We start from the raw sequence: 23,820 nt of genomic DNA on the forward strand, positions 1-23,820 counted from the left end.
GAACCGTTCTCTGCGTGCGCGCTGCCGTCGGGATCAGCGGGCCGGTCCGACCGGCGCCGCGACGAGATCGTAGCCCTGGGCCGAGACGATTTCGCACGGCACGAACTTGCCCGCTCGCAATTTCTTGCCCGTCACGTAGACGATGCCGTCGACATCGGGGGCATCGGCCGTGGTACGACCGATCCAGACGTCACGTTCGCCCGGCACCGGGCTATCTAACAGTACCTCACGCCGCTCGCCCAGTTGCGAGGTATTCCACTCGAAGGCGATTTCCTGCTGCACGGCCATCAGATGGTCGCGGCGCTCTTGCTTGACATCCTCGGGCAGATGGTCGGGCAGCCGAGCCGCCGGTGTGTCCCCTTCGAACGAGTAGGTAAAGACGCCCATCCGCTCGAAGCGCTGCTCGCGCACGAAATCGACCATCGTCTCAAACTGCTCGTCGGTCTCGCCCGGGAAGCCGGCGATGAACGTGGTTCGCAGCACGAGATTCGGAATGCGCTCGCGCAGCCGGCCGAGCAGGGCCTCGGTATCGGCACGGTTCACGCGGCGCTGCATGCGGCGGAGCATCGTGTCGTCGGCGTGTTGCAAGGGCATGTCGAGATAGGGCACGATGCGGCGGCTGCCGGCGATCGTGTCGATCAATTCGTCGTCGACGTACATCGGGTAGAAGTACATCAGGCGGATCCAGTCGAGTCCTTCGACCTGATCGAGCTCGCGGAGCAGTTCCGCCAGACGCGTGCGACCATAAAGGTCGAGCCCGTAGTAGGTCGTGTCCTGGGCCACGATGATCAACTCGCGCACGCCGTCGGCGGCCAGCTCGCGGGCCTCGGCCACTACCTCTTCGATGGGCTTCGTGGCGTGCTTACCGCGCATCTTGGGGATCGCGCAGAACGTGCAGAGCCGATCGCACCCCTCGGAGATCTTGAGATAGGCGAAATGCCGCGGCGTGATCCGCAACCGCGAACCGTCGGGCAGCGGCTTCACCGGCGCCGGCTGAAAGACGGTTCGCTGCTCGTCGAGCCCCGCGATCAGTCGATCGGCCACGCGAGTCACTTGCTCGCGACCGAACACGCCGATGAGATGGTCGATCTCGGGGCATTGTTCGAGGAGCGATTCTTTTTCGCGCTCGGCCAGGCAGCCCGACACGATGACCCCCCGGGTACGACCCTGGCGTTTGAGCTCGAGCATCTCGTGGATCGCGCCGAACGATTCGTCGCGTGCCCGTTCAATAAAGCCACAGGTGTTGACGACGACGAAGTCGGCCCCGTCGGGATCGCTGACCAGATCGTAGCCATCGATCCGCAGCAGCCCGAGCATCCGCTCGCTATCGACCAGATTCTTCGGGCAGCCCAGGCTGACGAAGGCATAGGTGCCCTTCGTAGGTCGTTCGGCCTGGGGGGTCGCGTAACGGGCGCTCAAGCAGCGTTACTCCTCGATCTTGGCACGCAGCCGGCGTGTTGCCGCCGCGCGCACGGAAAGCCCGCTCGTGGGCCTGGGTTCGCCAAAACTCATCGTATCGCAAGGCTCTGCGCCTGACGAGTGGTCTCCTGGCCTGGCGTCTCTCACCGCAAGCTGAAAGTTTGCGGCACGCCGACGAGCAAAATCTGCTTGTGAATCGCCACGGCAGGGATAATATACGCATGTATACTTATGGGTCATGTGGAACCTGTGTGGGCAGATGGCGATGCTTCCCGATCTCCCTTACGAGCAACTCCTGGCGGCCATGGATGCCGTGGTGGTCGAGTTGTTGGATGCCGCCGGCATCGACACGCCGCCGGTCGATAGTCTCGAGCTGGCACGCCGACTCGATATCGATGTAGCTCGCGACGATCAGCAGAGGGGGCGCGCCCGCTTCGTGCGTCTGGCGGGGAGGCATGGGGGGCGCAGTCGGGCCTCGATTCTGGTACGGGCCGAGCCGCGGAATGAACGTCGCCAGTGGGCCGTGGCGCACGAGTTGGGAGAATGGTCGGCGGCGCGCCTGTTTGCCGAGTTGGGCACGACCGCCAGCGAGGCGCCGCTCGCTGCGCGCGAGGAGGTGGCGAACCTCTTCGCGGCGCGGCTCTTGCTTCCCGAGTTGTGGTTCGTGGTGGCGGCCGAGGCGTGCGACATGGAGCTCGTCACGCTCAAGGAATCGTTTCGTACCGCCAGTTACGAACTGATTGCGCGGCGCACGCTGGACCTGTCGGCGCCGGCGATCGTGACGGTCTTCGATCAGGGGAACGTGACGTGGCGCCGCTCGAACGTCGTCGCGAATCCGCCGGCACTTTCGTCCGCCGAACGCGTGGAATGGCGCACGACGCACGAGTCGGCCAGTTATGCCGAAGGCATTTCTGGCCTGGGGCGCCTCCGCTGTTGGCCCATCCACGAAGAAGGCTGGCGTCGCGAGATCCTGCGCCAGGAACTGGAGGCCGAATTATGACCTGTCGGCGACAGGTTCCTGCGGCAAGCCGGGACGCAATCGTGCAACGATATGCCAGCGGAGATCGTCGATGAGCAGCGGTTGCGCGAGCAGCACCTGCACGCCGGCGTCGGTCCAGGCGGCGCGATCTTCGAGGCGTGGAAAGCTCCCCACGCCGATCAGGGGGACCCCCTGCCAGGCACGAGCCCAATTCCAGGCAGACTCCGGCGCGTCGCACCGCAGCGCCTCGACTTCGAAGATCACGAGGTCGCAGGCGGGACGCATGGCGGCAAAACCGGCGCGGGGCGCAAGCGTTTCTGTGGCGAGCCCCAGACCCCGGCACACATCGGCCAGCCAGCCGGCGGTGGCATCCGTGGCGACGATGGTCGCGCGGCCCTCGAGCTTTGCCAGGGGCTCGTCGGCGGCCTGGAGCAGACGATCGTCCTCGGTGGCGGTCATGGGGAGCGACCAGGCCGGGCAGGTGTTCTGCTGCCAACGGGCCAATTCCTGCTGCCAGCGCGCAGTCCACTGGTGCCAGAGGATGCGCGTTGCTCCCGCGATCGGCAGCCCGCTGCGCATTTCTCCCTCGCACCAGCTTCCGGCCAGCACGAGGACGCGGGCCAGTGGCGCGCGGGCCAGGAGCGGTTCCAGATCGCCGCCGCGCAGCGCACCGCTGTGCGGCTGGGCCACGACGATGAGATCGACCGGCGCGTCGTCCGTCTCGTAAGCCGCGAGCGCGGCGGGCACGTCGGCCGCGCGCTGCAGCGTTGAGGTCGCCGCCAGCAATGCGACCGCGGCATCGAATTCTGCGTGCTCCGCAGGGCCCAGCAACAATACTCGCGGTGGAGGAGCCATGCGATCTCTTCGTCAGCCTCTGGCGGTCAATCGCTCAGTCGTTGTTCGCGCTCGGCGATGATCTCGCGCACCGTGACCGCGTCGGGCGCCGCGCGCAGATCGGCCAGCAGCGCCGGGTCGGCGATCAAGCGGCTCAGCCGTGCGAGCGTGCGCAGGTGCCCCTGATCGTCGACCGAACAGATCAAAAAGAACAGACTCGTGAGCGAACCTCGTGCGCCGCCAAATGGAATGCCGCGGTCGGAGCGCCCGAGAGCGAGAAACGGTTCGGCCAGGATCGAGGGCAAGGGACGTCGCGGGTGCAGCAGGGCCACGCCGGTGTCGAGCGCCGTGGGATACATGTCTTCGCGCTGGCGCACGGCCTCGGCCATTTTGCCAGGGTCCCACAAGAGACCGGTGCCGGCGGCCAGATCGACCATCGCGGTGATGACCGAGCTGCGGGTCTTGGCGGCCAGCGGCGCGGCGATCGCCTCGAGCGGCAACATCTCGGCGATCGAAATGCGCGCCTCCGCCAGCACGGGGCGCGAGCGGCGCAGCGCCCCTTCGAGCTGCTCGAGCTCGGACTCGTCGAGGGCGCCCATGCGACTTTCGAGCCAGTGATGAATCTCGGCGCGCGAGAAACGCCAGACGCCGGCGACCTTGCGCCCCGGCACGGTGCCGCGATCGGCCATCTTCAGCACCTGCGGCGTTGCCAGGTGGAGATAGCCGGCCAGGCTGTCGATGTCGAAATCGTCGTCCCCCATGGCGCGGCGCCCGCTCAAAGAAAAAGGTTGTTCCCCCGCGAAGTGCCTACATTGTCGGGTTGCACGAGGCAATGTCCAGATCGCGCACACGAATCTTTTGCCGGCCGCCGCGCCGAAAGCTTGGCGGGCGAGCCGAGCGCAAACTATGATTCGCGGACGGGTCAGCCACCTCCGAGGATAGGGCACGATGCTTGTTTTCAGTCATCGCGGATACCACGAGTCCCTTCCCGAGAATACGCTGGCGGCCTTTCAAGCGGCGGTCGAGCTGGGCGTCGATGGGATCGAAACCGACGTCCGGCTGAGCGTCGACGGTCAGGCGGTCCTCTTCCACGATCGCCATGCGCCGAATGGTCGCACGGTAGCCGAATTGACGCGCGACGAATTGTCGCGCGCGGTGGGGCACCAGATTCCCACGCTGGGCGAGATCCTGGCGCGCTGGCCCGATCTGACCTGGAACATCGAGATCAAAGTGCCCGAGGCGGTACCGCTGGCGGCGCAAATCCTGAACCAATTCCCAGGCTCGCGCCGCCCGCTCGTCACATCGTTCTGGCACACGGTGGTCGACCAGATGCGCCGGGTGCCCCAGGTCGATTGCGGCGTGCTCGTGGCCCATCGGCCGATGGATCTGGCCATGGTCGAGTCGGGCTGGACGCCAGGATTGCCGCGATTGACGACGATCGTCTGGAAATACGACGTGGTCGATCCGCAACTCATGGCGCTCGCGCGCCAGCAAGGCTACCTCAGCCTGGCCTACGACGTGGAGTCGCAAGCCGAGCACGACGCGGCGGCCGCGCTTGGCCTCGACGGCATCATCACCGATCGGCCCGACTTCGTGCTTCGCTCGAAGTGATGCTTGTTCTCACGTGGAGGCGCGGAGCCGCGGAGAAAGCGCAGCTTTTTTTCTCCGCGCCTCCGCGTGAGAACCGTTTTGGGAAACGGCTATGCCAGCAGTTGCTTGACGACGTTGCCGTGGACGTCGGTCAGGCGGAAGTCGCGGCCTTGGAAGCGGTAGGTGAGCTTCGTGTGGTCGAAGCCCAACAGGTGCAGGATCGTGGCGTGCAGGTCGTGGACGTGAACGCGGTCGGTGGCGGCGTTGAAGCCGAGATCGTCGGTCGTGCCCAGGGTGATGCCCGGCCTGGTGCCGCCGCCGGCCAACCACATGGTAAAGGCGTTGGGGTGATGGTCGCGGCCGTCGTTCCCCCCCTGGACCATGGGGGTGCGGCCGAATTCGCCCCCCCAGATCACCAGCGTCTCGTCGAGCAGACCGCGCTGCTTGAGATCTTGCACGAGCGCGGCGCAGGCCTGGTCGGTGTCCTGGCAGTTTCGTTTCAGATCCCCCACGAGGTTGCCGTGCTGATCCCAGGCCTCGTGGAAGAGCTCGACGCAGCGCACGCCGCGCTCGATCATGCGCCGCGCGAGCAGGCAGTTGTAGGCGAAGCTCGGCTTGCCCGGCTCGACCCCGTACAGATCGAGCACGTGTTGCGGCTCGCCGGAGAGATCCATCAACTCCGGCGCACTGGTCTGCATGCGGAAGGCCATCTCGAACGAGTTGATTCGCGTGGCGATCTCGGGATCCCCCGTCTCGGCCAGCCGCCGCTGGTTCAAACGGTTCAGCGTGTCGAGCGACTCTCGTTCGAGCTGGCGATCGGCGCCGCGCGGGCTCGACAGGTAAAGCACCGGATCGCCACTGCTGCGGAACTGCACCCCTTGGTAGACGGTGGGCAGAAAGCCGCTGCCCCAGTTCGAATTGCCACCGCTGGGCCCCTTCTTGCCCGAGCTGAAGACGATGAAGCCAGGCAGATCCTTCGATTCGCTTCCCAGGCCATAAGTGATCCACGAGCCGAGGCTGGGCCGGCCGAACTGTTGCGAGCCAGTATTCATCAGAATCTGCCCCGGCGCGTGATTGAAGGCGTCGGTCACCATCGAGCGGACGATGGCGATGTCGTCGACGACCCCCGCCAGATGGGGCAGCAGCTCGGACAATTCCGCGCCGCAATTGCCGTGGCGCGCGAACTTGAACTTCGGCCCCAGCAGCTTCGAGTTCGGATTGATGAACGCCGCGCGATAGCCTTCGAGCAATTCCTTCGGCGGCAGCGTACCGTCGAAACGGGCCAGCTCCGGCTTGTTGTCGAACAGCTCGAGATGGCTCGGCGCCCCGGCCATGAACAGAAAGATGACGTTCTTCGCCTTCGGAGCGTAATGCGGCCGCTTCGGGGCGAGCGGGTCGGCTGCCGAGGTCGTGGCAGCAGCGGCGCGAGCGGTCGACGAACTCGATCCGAACATCTGCGCCAACGCCAGGCCACCCAGGCCGATGCCACACTCCTTGAGGAACCAACGCCGGGCGACCGCCTCCGGCGGCAGGCCCTGATAGCGCTGGCGATGCTGATGGTCTTGACAGTTCACGGAGCGGATCCTGAATTATTCTTTGGTGATCGTTTCATCCAGATTCAACAGCACGCGCGCCACCGCCGTCCAGGCGGCCAGATCGGCCGGTTCGGCCCCCTCGGGCAATTCGGGCGGATACTGCGGATCGGCGGCAGCGAACTTCCAGGCCTCGAGCTCGCCACGGGCAAAGCGGTCGCGTTGCGATTCCCACAACGCCACGAGCTCGTTCGTCTCGTCCTGGCTCGGCGTCCGCGCCACGCAGCGGCGGAAGGCGAACGCCGTGCAGTCGGTGGGAGTGGCGCCGCCCTCGCGCAACGTGGTCAAGGCCAGCGCCTGCGCACATTCGACGAAGAGGGGCTCGTTTAACGTCGTGAGCGCCTGCTGCGGCGTGTTCGAACGTGGCCGGCGCACGCACGAAAAGTCGCCATTCGGCGCATCGAAAGCTTGCAGGGCCGGATAGGGCACCGAACGGAAGCGGAACGTGTACAACGCGCGACGATAACGATCCTCGCCCTGGGACAGGTTCCACACCTTCGGCCCATAGCTGGCAGGTGGTTCGAAGAGAAACTCCGGAGCGGGGGGGCAGACGCTCGGTCCGCCGAGCGCCGGGTTCAACAAACCGCTCGCAGCGAGCGCCACGTCGCGCACCAATTCGGCTTCGAGCCGCAGTCGGGGGCCGCGCGCCACCAGGCGGTTGTAGGGGTCGGCCGCGAGCAATTCGGGAGCCACGTGCGACGACTGTCGATAGGTGGCCGATTCCACGATCAGTCGATGCAGGTGCTTGAGGCTCCAGCCGGAATCCATGAATTCGACCGCCAGCCAATCGAGCAACTCGGGATGCGAAGGAGCCTCGCTCTGCGAGCCGAGATCCTCGCTCGTCGAAACCAAGCCTACGCCGAAGTACGCCTGCCAGACGCGGTTCACGATCGCGCGGGCCGTGGTCGGGGAACGTCGATCGACGAGCCACTGGGCAAACGTGAGTCGCGTCTCGGGCGCCCCCTCGGGCAGCGCATGCAGGAATGCCGGCACGCCCGGCGAGATCGTCTCTTGCGGTTTGAGAAAATCGCCCCGATCGAGCCGATGCGTCATGCGCGGCTTGTCGCGCTCGAGGAGCACCAGTTGTGCCGAGCCGGTGGGATGCTGTTTCCAGAGCGCCTCGATCTTTTCGTTCGACGCCGACCAGTCGGACACCAGCGAACGCCAACAACTGAAGAGGGCCTCGTTCTGCTCCGGCGTGCGCTCGTCGCGGGGGATGGAGACGATTTCGCGCACGGCCGCCGGCAGCGGATCGGCCACGGCATTTTCAGCCGACGTGACCGACAGACGGAACCGCCCCAGGTTGTGGTTCTGATTGTCGTCGCTGTTCCAGCCGCCGTGATTCTGCTTGAGCATCACGGTCAGAATCGTGCCCGCGGGAAAATCGAGGGGAGATTCGGGCACGAAGACGGCTTGGCGGGGTTGATTGCGGCGCCCTGGCCCGGCGTCGATGCCCCAAGCGGTGTCGTCGCTGCCGTCGAGCGCCATTTCGATTGGACCCGTCACGCGGCGCCGATCGCTACGATCGTGGTAGTACGCGGCCAGCGGCGTCTCGGCAGGGTTCACATCGGCCGTGGCACGGATGAATTTGATCCGCTGGCGCTGGTCGGGGGCGTCGGCCGGAGCGGCATCGACCTCGAACTCGGTGAGCGCCGCGGTCCCCTCGATCGAACGGCCCGGTCCGCCGAGCGGCAGGTTCGGATCGCACAACAGCTCGAGCCGAATCGCGCGAATCGGCCGCACGTCGGTCCGCAGGGTGACGTCGACGCGATGCTTGGTGGGGGCATACCCACCGGCCAGCACCGAGCCATCGGCCAGCACCTGGTATTTCTCGCCCCCCGTGGGGAGGTCGCTCGTCGTGAGGGGCGGAACGATCCACTCCTGTTGCGGCGTCACTTCCGCTTCCCACGACGCGAGTCGCTCGGCCCAGTCGGGATTCGCCTGGCGCAACTCTTCCTCGAGGGCGCGGATTTGCGCGAAGATCTCCTCGCGCTGCTGTTGTTCGGCGGGCGTGTAGACCGCCACGTTCGCCTCGTGCCCGTTGTTGAGGAAGGCGAATATCCGGTAGTAGTCTTCCTGCGAGATGGGGTCGAACTTGTGCGAATGGCACTGCGCGCATTGGATCGTCAGCCCGAGCACGCTTTTGCCGATGGCGTCGATGCGGTCGAACATGGCCTCCATGCGAAACTGCTCGGGATCGACGCCCCCTTCTTCGTTGGTCATCGAGTTGCGCAGAAAGCCCGTGGCAACCTGTTGATCTTGCGTCGCGCCCGGCAGCAAGTCGCCGGCGATTTGTTCGATGACGAACTGATTGTAGGGGAGATCGCGATTCAGCGCGCCGACGACCCAATCGCGATAGAAATAGACCTGCCGTGCCTTGTCCTTTTCGTAGCCGTCCGAATCGGCGTAGCGCGCCGCGTCGAGCCACAAGCGTCCCCAGCGTTCGCCGTAGTGAGGCGAGGCGAGCAGCCGCTCGACCTGCCGCGCGTAGGCATCGTGCGTATTGTCGAGCACGAACTCGTCTACCTCGGAAACTGCGGGAGGGAGTCCTACCAGATCGAGGCTCAGGCGCCGCAACTGCGTGACGCGATCGGCCTCGACCGAGGGCTGAAGACCTTCGCGTTCGAGTCGCGCCAGAATGAACGCATCGATCGGATTGCGCATCCAGGCCGAGTTCTTCACCTCGGGGAGCGCCGGGCGCTCCGGAGCGCGAAAGGCCCAATGTTCGTCCCACGGGCCCCCTTCGGCGAGCCAGCGGCGCAGGATCGCCCGTTGCTCGGGCGTGAGGCTCTTGCCCGAGTCGACAGGGGGCATCTGCTCGGCCGGATCCTCGCTCTCGATGCGGCGAATGGCCTCGCTCTGGTCGGGCCGGCCGACGACGAAGGCGGGCGTCCCGTCACGATCGGCGAAGGCGTCGTCCTGGCGGTCGAGTCGCAACTCGGCCTGGCGATCCCCTGCGTCGGGTCCGTGGCATTGGAAACAAGCGTTTGAAAGAATGGGGCGCACGTCGCGCGTAAAATCGAGCGGGCGTTCGTCCGCGGCGCGGGAAGGTGCTACCCAAACCAGGGCCAACAGTAGAATCGAGCGAATCGTGTGTGCAGCCAAGCGCATGGCAGGTGGGAGCCGGGGGCGTGCCGGACCAGGGGCTGGAGGGAGGCGGGAAGCGGGGCCGTATTCGATTGTAAGTCGCCGGTCGGGTAGTTTCCAAGCGCCCGCGGGTGCGCCGACCGGGTTCCTGCCCGAGTAGAAGTCCCGCCAGCCGAAGATAAGATAGAGATAGCAGGGTGGATCGAAGCCCTTTCACCTCCGTTCCGCAGCCTGCGCCACCGCCGTTTCGGACGGCTCCACTCATGAATATTCTGTTGATCGAAGACGACACCGTCATCGGCAAGGCCCTCGTGCAGGGGTTCACCGAGGCGGGTCACCAGGTCCAGTGGGCCAAAGATGGCGTCGCGGGGCAGGGGCTCGCCTCGAATCAAGAGTCCGACGCCATCGTGCTCGACCTCAATCTGCCGGGGCTCGACGGACTCGATGTGCTAGGCAGCATCCGCGAATCGGGCATTCGCACCCCGGTCGTCGTGCTGACGGCGCGCGGCGGAGTCGACGAGCGCGTCCACGGGCTCAACAGCGGCGCCGACGACTACATGGCGAAGCCGTTCGATTTTGCCGAGTTGCTCGCGCGCGTCGTCGCGGTCTGTCGCCGCGTCGCGCCACGCCCTTCGATGACAATCCAGGCCGGCGGGGTCAAGCTCGACTTGTCGAATCGCCGCGTGCAGCAAGGAGATCGCGAGGTCGATCTCACGCCTACCGAGTTCAGCATTCTCGAGCTGCTCATGCGCAACGCCGGGCAGACCGTGACCCGCCGCATGCTCTGCGAGCACGTGTGGGGCTTCAATTGGGACGGCACCACGAACGTGATCGAAGTTCACATCAATCGTCTGCGTGGCAAGCTCGAGCCGCGCGACGCTCCGGCATTGATTCATACCGTCCGAGGCCGTGGCTATGCGTTTCGCGCGCCTGATGCGTAGAGCGCGCTCGCTGCGCATGCGCCTGACCATCTGGAACACGGCCGTCGTGCTGTTGGCGGTCGTGCTGGCGTTGCTCGGCGTGCGCAACGGTCTGCGGGTTTCGCTCGTACGCGAGACCGATCAACTCTTGCTCGACGAGGCCGACGAGGTCGGTCTCGCGATCCGGCAGTTGCATCCCAATCTCGAGGCGATCGAGCAGCAGATGAACCGCACGGCCGTGGGGCACAAAGAACTCGGCTGGTTTCTGCAACTGGTCGACGATCGGGACGAGACTTTCTTCTCGAGCGTCGACACTCCCGCCGAGATGCTCAATCTGCACCTGCCCCGCGAGGCGGCCGCGGTCACGGCCGTCGGCCCCTATCGCGTGGCGCAGCGACTGCTGACGGGACCGAACATGCCCGGCTACGCCGTGCGCGTGGGCACGTCGCTCGACTTCGTCGAACGCGACGTGTCGAGATTGACGCGGCTGCTCGTGCCGTTGGGCATCGTGCTCACCGCTCTCTCGCCGCTGGGGGGCTACTGGCTGGCGACCCGGGCCACGTCTCCCCTGGCGAATGTGCTGTCGACCGCACGGCGCTTGCGCCCCTCGAACCTGGGCGAGCGCCTGCCGCTGCGCGGCACCGGCGACGAGCTCGATCAACTGAGCGTGACCATCAACCGCTTTCTCGATCGTATCGCGAACTACGTGCAGCAACAGCGCGAGTTCGTCGACAATGCCGCCCACGAACTGCGTTCGCCCCTGGCAGCCATCCAAGGCTCGGTCGACGTGGCATTGAATTCGGACCGTTCGGTCGAGGAGTACCAAGAGCTGCTCTACTCGGTGATCGAGGAGTGCTCCGAGTTGCGCCTGCTGGTGAACCATCTCCTGCAACTGACCGAAAGCGACAACGACTCGGACCAGTCGACCCACGAGAACGTGGCCCTCGACGAAGTCGTCGGCCGGTCGCTCGAGATGTTCCGCGGCGCCGCCGAAGAACGGAACATCGAGCTCGAGTCAGGGCTGCTTTGTCCCGCCCCAGTGCGCGGGCATGCCGTGCAATTGCGACAGGTGGTGAACAACCTGCTCGAGAACGCGCTCAAGTTCACCCCTCCTGGCGGGCGCGTCCGCGTAACGCTGGCGCGCGCCGGCGACGATAAGATCGCCCTGACCGTGGCGGACTCGGGCATCGGCATCTCGGCGGCCGATTTGCCCCACATCTTCGAACGCTTCTACCAGGCCGATCGCGCGCGGCAGCGCCAGACGAGCGCTTCGCGTGGACATGGGCTGGGTCTGAGCATCTGCCAGGCCGTCATTCACGGGCACGGGGGTTCGATCGACGCGCGCAGTGTCCTCGATCAGGGTACGACGTTCCGTGTCGTGTTGCCGCTCATGCATGCCGAACGCCGCCTTGCCACCGCGAGCGAGTGACCTCCGCCCGATCGAGAGTGCCATTCTTCACCACGGCGGCACGACGTGCCGTCGTGCGAGACGAGTGCGGGAAGATCTTGCGCGCGGGGCTCAACCAATCTGACACGTCGTGTCGTGGTGGCGAGTATTTCCGTTTCGTCATTGCCCGGCTCGGGCATCTTGGGCGGCGCCGAATTCCGCCGAGATTCCTCTGGACAAGCTCACATGACAACTGTTATAGTTCTGTAGTCACTAGGCAATTCCAGCGGATTTCGCCATGTTTTTGCGGATCGAAAAAGGATCGGCGGTGCCCATTTCGCGGCAGCTTGCCGATCAGATCTCTTCACTTTGCGCCTCGGGCCTGTTGAAGCCCGGCGCTCGTTTGCCCTCGGTCCGCGAGCTTGCGCGCGAGTTGGCCGTGAACCAGAATACGATCCTCCGCGTCTACGAGCGGCTCACCGCCGAAGGATTGCTCGAAATGCGCCACGGCCAGGGGACCTTCATCGCCCTGCGCACGAAACGTGGGCAACTCGCCGCGCAGCGCGAGCGGATTGTCGACGAGTTGCGGCAGCTCGTGCGGCAGGCCATGGGGTTGGGACTTTCGGTCGAGGAACTTCACGAACTACTGGATGAGGCACGCCAGGGCATCGAGCCCGCGGTGTCCGTTACTTCTGGGGAGGCGACGCGATGAGCGAACCGGCGATCGAGATGCAGGCCGTATGGAAATCTTTCCGGCGGAACCGCGTGTTATGCGGGGTGAATTTGCGCGTCGAGCCAGGCAAGACGTTCGCTTTTCTGGGGCGCAACGCCGCCGGCAAGACGACCACGATTCGCCTGCTGTTGGGGCTGCTCAAGCGCGATGACGGCGCGATCCGCGTCCTGGGGATCGATCCCGAGCGCCAGCCGCTCGAGCTGCGGCGCCGTATCGGCTACCTGGCCGAAGATCAAACCATGTATGGCTGGATGCGCGTCGAAGAGATTCTGCGCTTTGTCGCCCCCTTCTACCCCACCTGGGATCAGGATCTCGCCCTGCGCTACGTGCGCGATTTCGAGCTTCCCCTGGGGGCAAAAATAAAGCACCTGTCGAAGGGGCAAAACGTGCGGTTGGGGCTCGTGCTGGCGCTCGCGCATCGTCCGCAGTTGGTGATCCTCGACGATCCGGCGCTCGGTCTCGATCCGATCATGCGCAAGCAGTTCAATCGCGATCTGATTGCCCACCTGCAGGGCGAAGGCCGCACCGTGTTCTACAGCTCACACCTACTGTATGAGGTCGAGCCGGTGGCCGACGAGGTGGCCATTCTCGACGCGGGGCGCGTCGTGCGCCAGGCGGAGACCGAAACGCTGCGCCGCGACGTGAAGCAGTTGATCCTGGCGCAGCCCGAATTGAACAAGGTCCGCGGCGAACTGGCAATCCTCGACGAACGCCACGAGGGAGAGCACGTGGCGGTGATCGTGGAACGAGCGGAGCAGGCGATTGAACATCTGGCGAAGCAGGCGATCGACGTGCGGGTTGTGGAATTGAACCTCGACGAGATCTTCGAGGCCTATGTCGCGGGCCGAAAAGATGGCGGCCCGGCTTCGCCGACGCCACAAGCCGAATTGCAACCGACCGCTTAGCCCCTCGAGCCCACGAGCACTCTCATGCGTAATATCTGGCAAAGCCTGGCCTGGAAGGAATGGCACGAGCACAAGTGGCGCCTGGCGGCGCTCACGGCGATTCTGTGTGGGCTAACGCTGTATGCTCTGACCGATTCCAGCAGCAATCGGGATGTCTTCGGCGGGGTGTTCGCGATGACCTTGATGGTCATCGGCCCCCTGGCCATTTTTGTCGGCGCCGGCACGGCAGCGAACGAACGGTCGCGCGGCACATTGGCATTTTTGCAGTCGCTGCCGGTTCCCTTGTGGCGTGTGGCCCTACACAAGCTGGCCTTCGGGTTGCTGACTTTGGTTGTGCCCACCATTTGTTTGATGGTGGTGATCGCCGTTTGGACGCAGGCACTCGATGCCCTGGAAATTCCCTATCATCCACCCCTCAATTATTATTCTTCGAGTCGCGAGAACCCCTGGTCGACCGGACATTGGATCAGCGATTGGGCGGCCGTGTTTGTCTCGCTCTCGATGAGCTTTTATCTCTGGACGATTGCGGCGGGGGCGCGCCGCAACGACGAGATTAGCGCCGGAGCGTTCGCCTTGCTCGCCATGGTGGGATGGTGGATCGTTCTGTTGTTGGTCGGATCGTTCATCTACGGCCTGCTGGGCAACCCAGGGGTACTCCCACCAGTTTGGCGGTGGGTAACCTTGTCGGGATGCGCGACGGCGCCGGGGGGGTTCCTGCCGTCATTCGATCGTGGCGGGGGCATGTACCCTTGGGCGGCGATTCCGATTGCCGTGGTCGTGCATGTTGGGCTGGCGCTGTGGTATGTCCGTCGCTTCAACGGCGCCGTCAATCTCGAGGCTCGCTCGCCGATTGCCGCGGTGCGCGAAGGGAAGCGATTCGATTGGCTGCGTCCTCCTTTCGCGTCGGCCTGGTCGGCGATCGCCTGGAAACAGTTTCGCGAAGCGGCGCCCGTCGCCATCGCCGGCCTGGTAGGCATCCTGGCGATCTTCGCCGTGCTGTGGACGAACCTGTGGCTTGAGTGGCGACTCCGCGCGACGGAAATCGGCAGGAATCAAAACCACATGGGGGAACTCGTCAAGTATTACGTCATGATGTATGCCGGTGTCAGCGTCTCGATCGGCATGTTTATTGCCGCGGTGGCCGGCATTGGCGTGGCGCTCAACGACACCAGCCCGAAGCTGAGCAACTTCTGGCGCTCGCGGCCGATGAACCCCGACCTTTGGTATTGGGCGAAGTTTGGCACGGGTTTGCTCGTCTTGCTAACCACGCTCTACTTGCCGGTGCTCGTGCTGGCGGCGATGTTCCATCCCGACGGTCTTCTCGGGCTATGCGAAAGCGAGCATTTGATATTTCCAGCGCTGCAAATCGCGCTCTTCGCATCGTCGCTGGCCCTCACTTGCCTGCTGCGTCAGGCGGTCTACGCGGCCGTGCTGTCGATAGGAGTGATCTACCTGGGGGTGCTACCCACCTGGTTCATCTGGGGAACCGATCCGCCGTACCAGGCTGTGGCGGTGTCGTTGGTGATGACCGCCGGCGTGATGACCGTCGTCGGCTGGCTGGCGATGCGCAATGACTGGGGCTGGCGCCGGTAGCCGCTGTCGAGCGCACATCATGTAGGTACCCCGTACCTGACACTTGTTCGACATGGCGAGCTCGCTCGATGGTCAGGTACGGGGTACCTGACTTCTTGCTGTGCGCAAGGCACTCAATGCTCGTCTTCGCCGTGCCCCACCGTTTCGTACACGGTGCTGCGACGCGTGCGCTGCCGGGGTCGATGGGGACCTCGATAGTGGAAGTGCCCGTCGGTCCCCTCGACGAAGTAGTGTCCGGCCATCAGGCGATAGAAGAGCAACAGGAAGAAGGATCCTCCCGTCGCTACCAGAAAGCCGAGCGGACTGATGGGCATCACGCGCTGACCTTCCCAGAAGAAGGCCAGCGTGCCACAGCCGATCACGCTGCCGCCGATCCCCATGGCCAACGTCGTGATGGTGCCGCCGGGATCGCGGCCTGGCATGATCGCCTTGGCGATCAGGCCGACCAGGGTTCCATAACCGATCCACGTGAGCACGACATTGGCCCACGTTTCGGCCATTTGGGCAATCTGATTGGGCTCCACGGGCGTGGCATCGCGGTTGGGGCGATGTTCCTCGAGCGAACTGTTGAAAAAATGGCCTTCGCACCCGAGTCCCCAACGCGCCCGCGCGCGGCGAGCGCGTCGGGGACATCGGGGCGAAGGCAGCCGTCCCCCCCTCGGCGCTCGGACCGTCTCGATTCGCCGTTGTCGGCCGGCGCCTGCAAGGCCAGCCAACCGTGCGAATCGCAACCCCGAGCGCTCAGCAATGAATCGATCGTCTCCGTACGTTAAGTGGCGGGAACAACGGGGTATTACTGTCCCCGGCGCTGGGCGTCGGCGCGATCGGCGGCCATGGCGGCCGCCTCGTTCGCGAGCTTGAATTCGTGGCCCGGCGGGAAGTACTGGACGTCGTCGCTCATGTAGTACGGACTGGGCAGCGTCTGGCCCCCAATATCGACCTGGCAGCCGGTCGCTGATAGCGTCGCCAGCAGCGACACGACCAACAACACGCCCCGTCGGCCTTGGTTCGGCTTGTTCGTGGCCATCCCTGCATTCCTTGCTCTGTGCGGGCGAATTCCATTCCTGGCGAAAGTGCCGCGCCAAACCCTACAACCGGCAGACTTGGCCCTCCGTATATCGTCTAGGGGGAGCGGGGTTCTTTGACCGGTTTCTGAAAAAGTCGGCGGACTTTGCCCAGATTCCGGCCGCCGGGATCACCGGAATGCAGGCGAAAGTTTGTTGGCACCATCGGTGAGCATCAGTATCGTGGTAAAGAGGGTCGAATACGCCTGCCGCTAGCATCTGCGGTCTGCTCGTTTCCCCTCCACTCTTCTCCCCCCTCTTCGAAGGATCACCGCCGATGCAGTTCGACCGGCGCCTGTTCCTGCTCGGCGGTCTGCTGTTCGCCCTGTGGCCGACGGGCAACGTGTTCGCTCAAGGCGCGAGCCCGCTCATGTCGCGCGCCGTGCCCGGCCCGCTTTACTTCGGCGGCTTCAATGCCTACTACGACGGGCAGTACCGCGACGCGATGCAAATCTTTCGCAGCGAAGGCCGCGGCGCCATCAAGACGGTCGAATCGCGCTGGATCGACTCGATCTGCTACCACACGATGGCGGGCGAGGCCTGCTACCAGTTGGGACAGAACGCCGAGGCGATCAATCACTACGACTCGGCGCTGCAACTCGTCGTGCGTTTTGCCGACTGGATGTTGAAGGTTCAATTCCCGCCGCAAGTGCGTCCCGCGCCCCCCACCGACCGCGTGCAGGTCCCCTGGGGCGCGACGACTCGACCCGCGCTGCTCGGCAACTACCCGTCGACCACCTCGATCGCGCAGGGACGCATCGACAACAATCAGCAGTATCGCCAAGGTGGCGTCGTCAGCGCGCCGGTCCTTTTTCCGATCAACTCGATCGAGATCGTGCGCACGGCGTCGATCGCCTTGCGCCGGCGCCGTGAGATTCTCGGTCCCGTGGCCACGCAGTCGCAGATCACCAAGGACGTGCTGGCCGTGCTCGAGCGTCAGCAGGCGCAACCGAATCATTGGTCCGAGACCCTGCAAGACGTGCAGCGCGGCATGGCCAACGCCGCGGCCGGCAGGGACGAGCAGGCCAAGACGATCCTCGAGCGGGCGATCGTCGCCTCGGGACAGTACGACCATCCCCTGACCGGACAGGTGCTGCTCGAATTGGGACGCATCGCGCTCGACCAGGGACAATATCCGCAGGCCGCCGAATACTTTCTCGAAGCGACTTACTCCGGGGCCCAATACAACGATCCTTCGGTGATCGACGACGCCTTCCGCTACGGTTTCCTCGTCCACCTGATGACGAATCAGCCGGGCATGTACGCTCCGCTCGAGCCGGCCGCCGCCTGGGCCCGTGTGAAGGGCTACCGCGCCTTGCAGGCCTCCCTCACCGTCTACGCCGCCGAGAATCAGGCGCATCTGCACAATTTCAACGACGCCCTCAAGCTGGCCGGCAGTGCTCGTTCGGTGATCGGCAACCGCCAGATGAGCGCCGGACGCATCGGCGCACGGCTGAACTACGTCACCGCCCTGGCCCAAGCAGGACGGGGAGACACGAATGCGATGCAGCAGGCGCTCGCGGCCGCCACGAACTTTCAACGCTCGGGCGGTTCGACCTGGCTCTACCAGATCAGTCTCGTCGACGAGATGTTCAGCAAGGGCTCCGTCTCGAGCCGCACCTTGATGAGCTTTTATCAACTGCTGCTGCGCGAGCCGACGCAGCGCGATTGGGCCTACGACCCGCTCGAGGCCCTCGGCGTCGTCATGACGCCCCACGAGCCATCGCTCGAAAACTGGTTCGACGTGGCGATCGATCGCCGCGAGGATCGCGCTGCCTTCGAGATCTCGGAGCTCGCACGCCGGCATCGTTTTCTGAGCACGTTGCCCCTGGGAGGGCGGCTGCTCGAGCTGCGCTGGCTGCTCGACGGACCGCCCGAAGCGCTCGATCAGGCCGGGGGACTCGAACGGCAAGACCTGCTCGCCCGCTACCCGCGCTACGCCGACCTGGCGCGGGCCATCGGCGAGCTACGTGCCCAGGATCGCACGGAACCTTTGATCCCGATCGATGCCGATGCGATCCGCCGCAAGACCGAGCGGGCGAACAAGCTGGCGGCGTTCACCGCCGAACAACAGCAGATCTTGCAGGCGATCGCGTTGGGTCGTCACGCGTCGGCGATCGTCTTTCCGCCGAAGCGCACCGTCGAACAGGTGCAGGCCGGCTTGCCCGACCGCCAGGGAATCCTCGCCTTCTTCGGCACGAAGCGCAAGCTGCACGGGCTGTTCGTCTCGAAAGACGAGTTCATGATCTGGCCCGTCGGCACCCCCGCCCAATTGCAGAAGCGCACCGTGGCGGTGCTGCGCGAACTGGGGCACGTCGACGGCAATCGCAAGCTCGACGCCACGACACTCGCGAGCAATGGCTGGCGCAAGCCGGCGCGCGAGCTGTTCGCCGGCTTGATCGAGGGTGGCAAGTCGGACTTCGCGGCCAATCTCGATGAGCTGGCGATCGTGCCGGACGGCCTGTTGTGGTACGTGCCGTTCGAGGCCTTCCCCTCGAGCAATGCCGAGGAGAGCCCCCCCATGATCTCGCGGGTGCGGATTCGCTATGCACCGACGGCCGGCCTGGCCGTGCCCGACGGTCGCGGCCGACGCCAGTTGCAGCACGCCGCCGTGGTGCTGGGACGACTCTTCCCCCGCGACGCCGATGCCGTCGCCAACGAGGCCTTTGAAGAACTGAGTCAGATCGTGCCGGGCTGCGTGGCGCTGCCGGTGTCGTCGCCGGCGGCGGGCAATGTCTCGGCGCAGTCGCTCGACGCCGCGATCGTCTTTCAAGACCTGGCGAACACGGGCAGCCCCTACGATTGGTCTCCCTTGCCCCTCAACGGCGGTTCGCACGCGAGCTCGCTGGCCGACTGGGTGTCGCTGGGCGCCGCGGGTCCGCAGGTCATCATGCTGCCGGGCTTCCACACGCCGGCCGAAAACGCCCTCAAGGGGGCCGGCAACGCCAATGGCGACGATCTCTTCCTGCCGCTCTGTGGCCTCATGGCGTCGGGCGCGCGGACCATCTTGATCAGCCGCTGGCGCACGGCAGGACAATCGGGTTACGACCTGGTGCGAGAATTCACGCGCGAGCTTCCCTTCAGCTCGGCGGCCAGCGCCTGGCAGCGCTCCGTCGAATTCGTCACGAGCGCCGACTTGAATCCGACCGCCGAACCACGCGTCGACGCCAAGCCCGACGCACCAGTCACCAGTGCCGAACACCCGTTCTTCTGGGGCGGTTATATGCTCGTCGACTCGGGCGAAGGTGTACCGTCCGACGAAGAGGACGACGATCCCGTGGCCGAGGTGCTGGTGCAGTAGCCTCCAGTGCCCCACACCCGCGATGGCTCATTCGCCGCGTTACGAAACGCCGTGGATGACGACCATCTTCATCTCGGTCATTTCCTGCACGGCGTAGCGGGGACCTTCCTTGCCCATGCCGCTGTCCTTGAGCCCCCCGTACGGCATCAAGTCGGCGCGCCACTGCGGCCCCCAGTTGACGTGGATATTGCCGCTGTCGACATGCTTGGCGAACTTGAGCGCCCAGTTCAGGTTCTCGGTGAAAATCGCCGCGCTGAGGCCATAGCGGGTATCGTTGGCCACGGCGATCGCCTCATCGATTGAACGGGCCTTTTGCACGGCGACGGCAGGACCAAAGAGTTCATCGCAACTGATCTTCATGTCGGGATTCACATCGGCCACGACCGCCGGCTCGACCAGCGTGCCGCGGCGCTGCCCGCCGGTCAACAACCTGGCGCCGCTCGAAACGGCTTCGTCGATCCATTGCACGACCCGCACGGCATCGCTTTCGCGAATCATCGGCCCCATCTTCGTGGCCGTGTCGAGCTGATTGCCCGTCTTGAGCGCTTGGACGCGCGGCGTGAGGCGCTCGAGAAACTCGCTGTAGACCGGTTCCATCACCACGATGCGCTGCGCGCTGATGCAGACCTGACCGGCGTTCGAAAAACCGGTCGCGACGGTGGCCTCGGCTACCTTGTCGAGGTTGGCGTCGGGCATGACGATCAACGGGCTGTTCGAGCCCAGCTCCATCGTCACCTTCTTGAGCCCCGCCACGCGGCAGATGTGCTCGCCGATCTCGCGGCTGCCGGTGAAGCTGATCTTGCGCACGCGAGGGTCGGTGCAGAGCGTATTGCCCACGTCGCCGCCCGAGCCCGTGACGCAGGCGATGGCCTCGGGGGGCAGCCCCGCCTCGAGCAGAATCTTGACCAGCTTGAGCGACGAGAGGGGCGTATCGCTGGCCGGCTTGATGATGACGCTATTGCCGGCGGCCAGGGCCGGCCCCACCTTGTGGCAGACGAGGTTCAACGGAAAGTTGAAGGGCGTGATCGCCGCCACGACTCCGCAGGGAACGCGCAGCGTGAATCCGAAGCGATCGGCCCCCCCCGGCGCGCCGTCGAGCGGCAGCACCTCGCCGGTGATGCGTTTGGCCTCTTCGGCCGAGAGCTCGATGGTCTCCTTGGAGCGCGAAGCCTCGAACACGCCCTCGCCCAGGATCTTTCCTTCTTCGCTCGAAATGGTGCGGCCCAGGTCTTCGAGCTGTGCCTGCATCAATTCGGACGCGCGATGCAGAATCTTGTAGCGCTCGTGCCCCGGCATGCGGCGCATGATCTCGGCGCCGCGCACCGCTCCGGCGACGGCTCGCTCGACGTCGGCCTGCGAGGCCTTCGGCACGGTGTCGATCACCGAGCCATCGAAGGGATTTCGGACCTCGATCTTTTCCGGCCGATCGACCCATTGGCCGTCGAGGAACATCTGCATGGCAAACCTCGCTGCTGCAATTCCGCCGGTCGAAGGTGCCGGGGAAGTGGATTCCGGTGACAAAGAGTGCGCCCCACGCGCAGCCTACAGTTAAGGGCCCACCAGCCCGGCGGTCAACTGGCTAGCGGGCCGAAGATGCTCGACGGGCGCGGCAGCCCCGCCAAGAGGCCCACGGAATCCAACGCCTGGCAGCTTCGTCCCGGCCTTACCGACGCAGCGGCAAGCCTGGCACGGCGGCCTGCGGGGTCACGGGGCGTGACGGCGAGCGCAACACCGGCTCGATCGCCACGTCGTCGAGGTAGGCCTCTCCCAACCCAGAAAGGGCGAACGTGAGGCGCAGCTCGCCACGTGCCGGGGCCGTTCGATAGAGAATGATCTCCTGCCACCCGTCCGTCTTGCGAATCCGCTCGGCCAGCGCCTCGCCGCCAAAGGAGTCGAGCACGAGCAAGCCATCGACGCTCCCCGTGATGGGCGCCGGCACGCGGACGAACGCACGCAGGCGGAACAATTGCCCTGCCTCGACCGGAATGCCTGGCGTCGTGATCCAAACGGGCGATGTTTCGACCGTGCCGGGGGGATTCTTGGGGTCGCTCGCGCGGGCGGCCAGCTTCAGGCTGAAACGGCCCGAGTTGGGTGTCTGTGGCGAGAGCTCCGCCGACGATTCGATGCCCTGATGGTCGTGACGATAGTGATGCCAGCCGGCGTCCGAAAGCGTTTCGAGCCGTTCCAGATTGCCCCCCACGAGTTGATTGCGTCCGAACTCGGCCGAGCCGAGACTTCCGACGAGCACCCAGTGCTGCGGCAGCAGGTCGTACGTCACGGCAAAGGGGCTGGCCGTGACCGACTCGAACGTCTGCCGTGCCTGCTCCCAGCGGGCACGCTCGAGCATGCGCAAGGGGCGCATCGCCCGCCGCGCCTCGGCAAACGCACCGGCATAATCGCCCGCCGCCAGTAGCTGCTCGCTCTGACTTACGTGACGCGACGCATCGCGCAACGGCGAGGCGGTATCGTTGATCACGGGCGCTCGGGCGGCCAGGGTCGTCTCCATGCGTTCGACAAACAACGACCGCGCAATGGCCAACTCGCGGGCAAGCTGCGCCGCACGGGGCGCCCGGGCGCGCAGCTCGCGCTGCAGATGTCCCAACGTCAACGAATCCTCGGTCAGCACGACCATGGCGCTCACGCCGAACTCGTCGAGCGTGACGCGGGTACCCCCGGCCACGCGTTTCTTGTCGCGCACGCTCGCCAGTCCCGAAGGGGTCAACTCGTACGCGCGGTGCGAGTCGGGCACGGCCGGCACGGTGAACGAGATCCCCGTCGCTGAAACCTGCGCCGGCACGAACTGGGCCCCGCGCCCCGCCCAGAAAGGGAGCAGCAGACGCGAGCGATCGGTGCGAAAGACGATGCCGCGCGAGCCCGCCTCCGTCCCTTCGATCGTGGCCACGAGTTGCCCCGAGGCCGTCCACGGTTCGATCAGCGCTAACTCAGCGTTGAGTAGTTCGAGGGCGAGCGCGCGCTGCCGGGCCGCCGCGTCCGACCCATCGAGTCGCGTCCGCGTCGAAAAGTAGAGACCGCGCGGCGCGGACGAGAGTGCCGTGTAGACCAGCAGGCGCAGTTGATCGGCGGTTACGGTATCCCCCGGGGGCTCGCGACCCGTGAAGGCGCGCCACTGACCGACCACCGCCGGCGCGAGATGCGTCTGCACCTCGGCCCAGATCGGCGTGCCGGGCCGGGCCAGCCGCGAGCGCGTCGCCAGCCAGGCGGCGTATTCCGGCAATTCGAGCGTGCTGGCCAACGGCTGTCGCCCCACGGTGAGCACGTCGATCGCGCGACTGTACGCGCCAAGCTCGGCCAGTGGCGCACCGATCGTTGGCCGCGTGTGCTCGCGATCGGCCAGGCGGATCGCGCGGGCCCACTGGTTGGTGCGCTCGAGTTCGGGCCGGGCCAGATTGCTGCCTAGGTGCCACATCAGCACGCGATTATAGGCCGAGCCGATCTCGACCGGCCTCTGGCCTGCGCCCCGACCCTGCTGCGTGGCAAATTCGGTATCGAGCGGCGGCGGACAGACGAGCCACATATCCAGGCGTGCCGCCTCGTCGAGCAACTCGCGCGAGGGAACAGTGTCGATGTGTACGACGTTGAACCCCAAGCCCTGCAGGAACTGGAGCGGTTCGCCCCGATACTGCACCACGCGCGGAAACATGGGCACGTCCCCCACGGTCAGCAGGTCGCCGACGAGCCTCACCGCGGGGCGATCGGGCGCGACGGCGACGGCCCCCTGCTCGTCCGTGCGGTAGCCGGCCTGGAGCACCGTGGGGCGGTAGCAGCCGGTCATTTCGAGATCGTCGATCCAGATCTCGCTCGTGCCCTGCCCGCCGTAGACATTGATCAGCACGCGATCGACGAAGGCCTCGCGCGTGTCGACGTCGCGCCGCAACTCCGCGCGCAACAGGCGGGTCTGCCGCTCGAGCAGCAAGGGCACGCGCTCGAGACGCAATTGTTCCCACGCGCCGACTTTGGCATAGCTACTGCCGGGAAGCAGCGTGACGACGGGCCGACCGCTGCGAGGGTCGGCCGTGCGCGGCAGCACGACCCGGGCAAAGATCTGCACGCCAGCATGCCCTGACTTCACCCAGGCGCCGATCTGCAAGTCCTCGATGACACGCGAGGATGGCACGTCGTGGGCATAACGGATGTAGGTGCCGTTGCCCGCCGAGAGGCGCAGGTATTCGGCCCCGCTTCCCCAGTGGACGTTGTCGTGTACGCGGGCATGTTGCTCGACGCGAAACGGGACGTTGCCGTCGAGTTGGCGCCAACTGGGAACGGGCGACTCGAACTCCTCGCGGAAGTCGCCATCGGCGCGCGCAGCAGTGGCGATCAGCGCCCAAAGCGCAGCGCAGACCAGTGCCTGGACGAGGCTCAGCCAGCGACGAGGCATCGCGTTGGTTCCATCCTCCC

The 23,820-nt window shown here is 65.5% G+C and carries 17 protein-coding genes; 8 read left to right on the forward strand and 9 right to left on the reverse strand.

The window, feature by feature from the left end; genetic code table 11:
- Positions 1–33: 33 nt before the first annotated feature.
- Positions 34–1,419 carry a 30S ribosomal protein S12 methylthiotransferase RimO gene (rimO, locus tag KF708_06325; GenBank protein ID MBX3412317.1) on the reverse strand — a complete coding sequence of 462 codons (1,386 nt, stop codon included), beginning with the start codon at positions 1,417–1,419 and terminating at the stop codon, positions 34–36.
- Between the two features lie 265 nt (positions 1,420–1,684).
- Between rimO and KF708_06330 the strand changes: the two genes are divergently transcribed.
- On the forward strand, positions 1,685–2,419 hold the full coding sequence (locus KF708_06330) for an ImmA/IrrE family metallo-endopeptidase (protein ID MBX3412318.1): 735 nt from the start codon (positions 1,685–1,687) through the stop codon (positions 2,417–2,419).
- On the opposite strand, the gene KF708_06335 is transcribed toward KF708_06330, so the two are convergent.
- Entirely contained in the window at positions 2,414–3,253 is an 840-nt protein-coding gene (locus KF708_06335) for a hypothetical protein (protein ID MBX3412319.1), read from the reverse strand. The genes KF708_06330 and KF708_06335 overlap by 6 nt on opposite strands.
- Before the next feature lie 26 nt (positions 3,254–3,279).
- Positions 3,280–3,993 (reverse strand): PTS sugar transporter subunit IIA, encoded by a 714-nt coding sequence (locus KF708_06340; GenBank protein MBX3412320.1) that lies wholly within the window; start codon positions 3,991–3,993, stop codon positions 3,280–3,282.
- Between the two features lie 187 nt (positions 3,994–4,180).
- Here KF708_06340 and KF708_06345 point away from each other — a divergent pair, with 187 nt between their 5' ends.
- Complete coding sequence (locus KF708_06345) at positions 4,181–4,843, forward strand: glycerophosphodiester phosphodiesterase (GenBank protein ID MBX3412321.1); 663 nt, start codon at positions 4,181–4,183, stop codon at positions 4,841–4,843.
- A gap of 89 nt (positions 4,844–4,932) precedes the next feature.
- On the opposite strand, the gene KF708_06350 is transcribed toward KF708_06345, so the two are convergent.
- Together KF708_06350 and KF708_06355 are read right to left on the reverse strand one after the other, a co-directional pair.
- Positions 4,933–6,276, reverse strand: coding sequence for a DUF1501 domain-containing protein (locus KF708_06350; protein MBX3412322.1), 1,344 nt, complete (start codon positions 6,274–6,276; stop codon positions 4,933–4,935).
- Positions 6,277–6,411: 135 nt separating this feature from the next.
- Complete coding sequence (locus KF708_06355) at positions 6,412–9,525, reverse strand: PSD1 domain-containing protein (GenBank protein ID MBX3412323.1); 3,114 nt, start codon at positions 9,523–9,525, stop codon at positions 6,412–6,414.
- A 239-nt stretch (positions 9,526–9,764) separates the two neighbouring features.
- Between KF708_06355 and KF708_06360 the strand changes: the two genes are divergently transcribed.
- The 5 genes from KF708_06360 to KF708_06380 all read left to right on the forward strand — a co-directional run bounded on the left by KF708_06360 (position 9,765) and on the right by KF708_06380 (position 15,039).
- Positions 9,765–10,442 carry a response regulator transcription factor gene (locus KF708_06360; protein MBX3412324.1) on the forward strand — a complete coding sequence of 226 codons (678 nt, stop codon included), beginning with the start codon at positions 9,765–9,767 and terminating at the stop codon, positions 10,440–10,442.
- Between the two features lie 16 nt (positions 10,443–10,458).
- Positions 10,459–11,850 (forward strand): HAMP domain-containing protein, encoded by a 1,392-nt coding sequence (locus KF708_06365; GenBank protein ID MBX3412325.1) that lies wholly within the window; start codon positions 10,459–10,461, stop codon positions 11,848–11,850.
- 256 nt (positions 11,851–12,106) lie between these two features.
- On the forward strand, positions 12,107–12,520 hold the full coding sequence (locus tag KF708_06370; GenBank protein ID MBX3412326.1) for a GntR family transcriptional regulator: 414 nt from the start codon (positions 12,107–12,109) through the stop codon (positions 12,518–12,520).
- A complete protein-coding gene (locus KF708_06375) occupies positions 12,517–13,446 on the forward strand; it encodes an ABC transporter ATP-binding protein (GenBank protein ID MBX3412327.1) in 930 nt (309 codons plus the stop codon). The genes KF708_06370 and KF708_06375 overlap by 4 nt, the downstream gene beginning before the upstream one ends.
- Positions 13,447–13,470: 24 nt before the next feature.
- Positions 13,471–15,039, forward strand: a complete 1,569-nt coding sequence (locus KF708_06380; GenBank protein MBX3412328.1) for a hypothetical protein — start codon at positions 13,471–13,473, stop codon at positions 15,037–15,039.
- 113 nt (positions 15,040–15,152) lie between these two features.
- Here KF708_06380 and KF708_06385 read toward each other — a convergent pair whose 3' ends face one another.
- Entirely contained in the window at positions 15,153–15,539 is a 387-nt protein-coding gene (locus KF708_06385; protein MBX3412329.1) for a GlsB/YeaQ/YmgE family stress response membrane protein, read from the reverse strand.
- 293 nt (positions 15,540–15,832) lie between these two features.
- Complete coding sequence (locus tag KF708_06390) at positions 15,833–16,066, reverse strand: hypothetical protein (GenBank protein ID MBX3412330.1); 234 nt, start codon at positions 16,064–16,066, stop codon at positions 15,833–15,835.
- A 314-nt stretch (positions 16,067–16,380) separates the two neighbouring features.
- On the opposite strand from KF708_06390, the gene KF708_06395 reads away from it, so the two are divergent.
- Positions 16,381–19,404 carry a hypothetical protein gene (locus KF708_06395; protein MBX3412331.1) on the forward strand — a complete coding sequence of 1,008 codons (3,024 nt, stop codon included), beginning with the start codon at positions 16,381–16,383 and terminating at the stop codon, positions 19,402–19,404.
- Positions 19,405–19,443: 39 nt separating this feature from the next.
- On the opposite strand, the gene KF708_06400 is transcribed toward KF708_06395, so the two are convergent.
- Together KF708_06400 and KF708_06405 are read right to left on the reverse strand one after the other, a co-directional pair.
- Positions 19,444–20,862, reverse strand: a complete 1,419-nt coding sequence (locus KF708_06400) for an aldehyde dehydrogenase family protein (protein MBX3412332.1) — start codon at positions 20,860–20,862, stop codon at positions 19,444–19,446.
- 205 nt (positions 20,863–21,067) lie between these two features.
- Positions 21,068–23,800 (reverse strand): hypothetical protein, encoded by a 2,733-nt coding sequence (locus KF708_06405; protein ID MBX3412333.1) that lies wholly within the window; start codon positions 23,798–23,800, stop codon positions 21,068–21,070.
- Between the last annotated feature and the right edge of the window lie 20 nt (positions 23,801–23,820).

It is taken from the genome of Pirellulales bacterium (assembly GCA_019636335.1).
Classification (GTDB): domain Bacteria; phylum Planctomycetota; class Planctomycetia; order Pirellulales; family JAEUIK01; genus JAHBXR01.

Coding starts and splice junctions, on each gene's coding strand:
- KF708_06380 (MBX3412328.1), top strand. CDS start 13,471: ATGCGTAATATCTGGCAAAGCCTGGCCTGGAAGGAATGGCACGAGCAC.
- KF708_06405 (MBX3412333.1), bottom strand. CDS start 23,800: ATGCCTCGTCGCTGGCTGAGCCTCGTCCAGGCACTGGTCTGCGCTGCG.
- KF708_06340 (MBX3412320.1), bottom strand. CDS start 3,993: ATGGGGGACGACGATTTCGACATCGACAGCCTGGCCGGCTATCTCCAC.
- KF708_06335 (MBX3412319.1), bottom strand. CDS start 3,253: ATGGCTCCTCCACCGCGAGTATTGTTGCTGGGCCCTGCGGAGCACGCA.
- KF708_06400 (MBX3412332.1), bottom strand. CDS start 20,862: ATGCAGATGTTCCTCGACGGCCAATGGGTCGATCGGCCGGAAAAGATC.
- KF708_06365 (MBX3412325.1), top strand. CDS start 10,459: ATGCGCCTGACCATCTGGAACACGGCCGTCGTGCTGTTGGCGGTCGTG.
- KF708_06375 (MBX3412327.1), top strand. CDS start 12,517: ATGAGCGAACCGGCGATCGAGATGCAGGCCGTATGGAAATCTTTCCGG.
- KF708_06370 (MBX3412326.1), top strand. CDS start 12,107: ATGTTTTTGCGGATCGAAAAAGGATCGGCGGTGCCCATTTCGCGGCAG.
- KF708_06390 (MBX3412330.1), bottom strand. CDS start 16,066: ATGGCCACGAACAAGCCGAACCAAGGCCGACGGGGCGTGTTGTTGGTC.
- KF708_06345 (MBX3412321.1), top strand. CDS start 4,181: ATGCTTGTTTTCAGTCATCGCGGATACCACGAGTCCCTTCCCGAGAAT.
- KF708_06395 (MBX3412331.1), top strand. CDS start 16,381: ATGCAGTTCGACCGGCGCCTGTTCCTGCTCGGCGGTCTGCTGTTCGCC.
- KF708_06350 (MBX3412322.1), bottom strand. CDS start 6,276: ATGTTCGGATCGAGTTCGTCGACCGCTCGCGCCGCTGCTGCCACGACC.
- KF708_06330 (MBX3412318.1), top strand. CDS start 1,685: ATGCTTCCCGATCTCCCTTACGAGCAACTCCTGGCGGCCATGGATGCC.
- KF708_06385 (MBX3412329.1), bottom strand. CDS start 15,539: ATGGCCGAAACGTGGGCCAATGTCGTGCTCACGTGGATCGGTTATGGA.
- KF708_06355 (MBX3412323.1), bottom strand. CDS start 9,525: ATGCGCTTGGCTGCACACACGATTCGCTCGATTCTACTGTTGGCCCTG.
- KF708_06360 (MBX3412324.1), top strand. CDS start 9,765: ATGAATATTCTGTTGATCGAAGACGACACCGTCATCGGCAAGGCCCTC.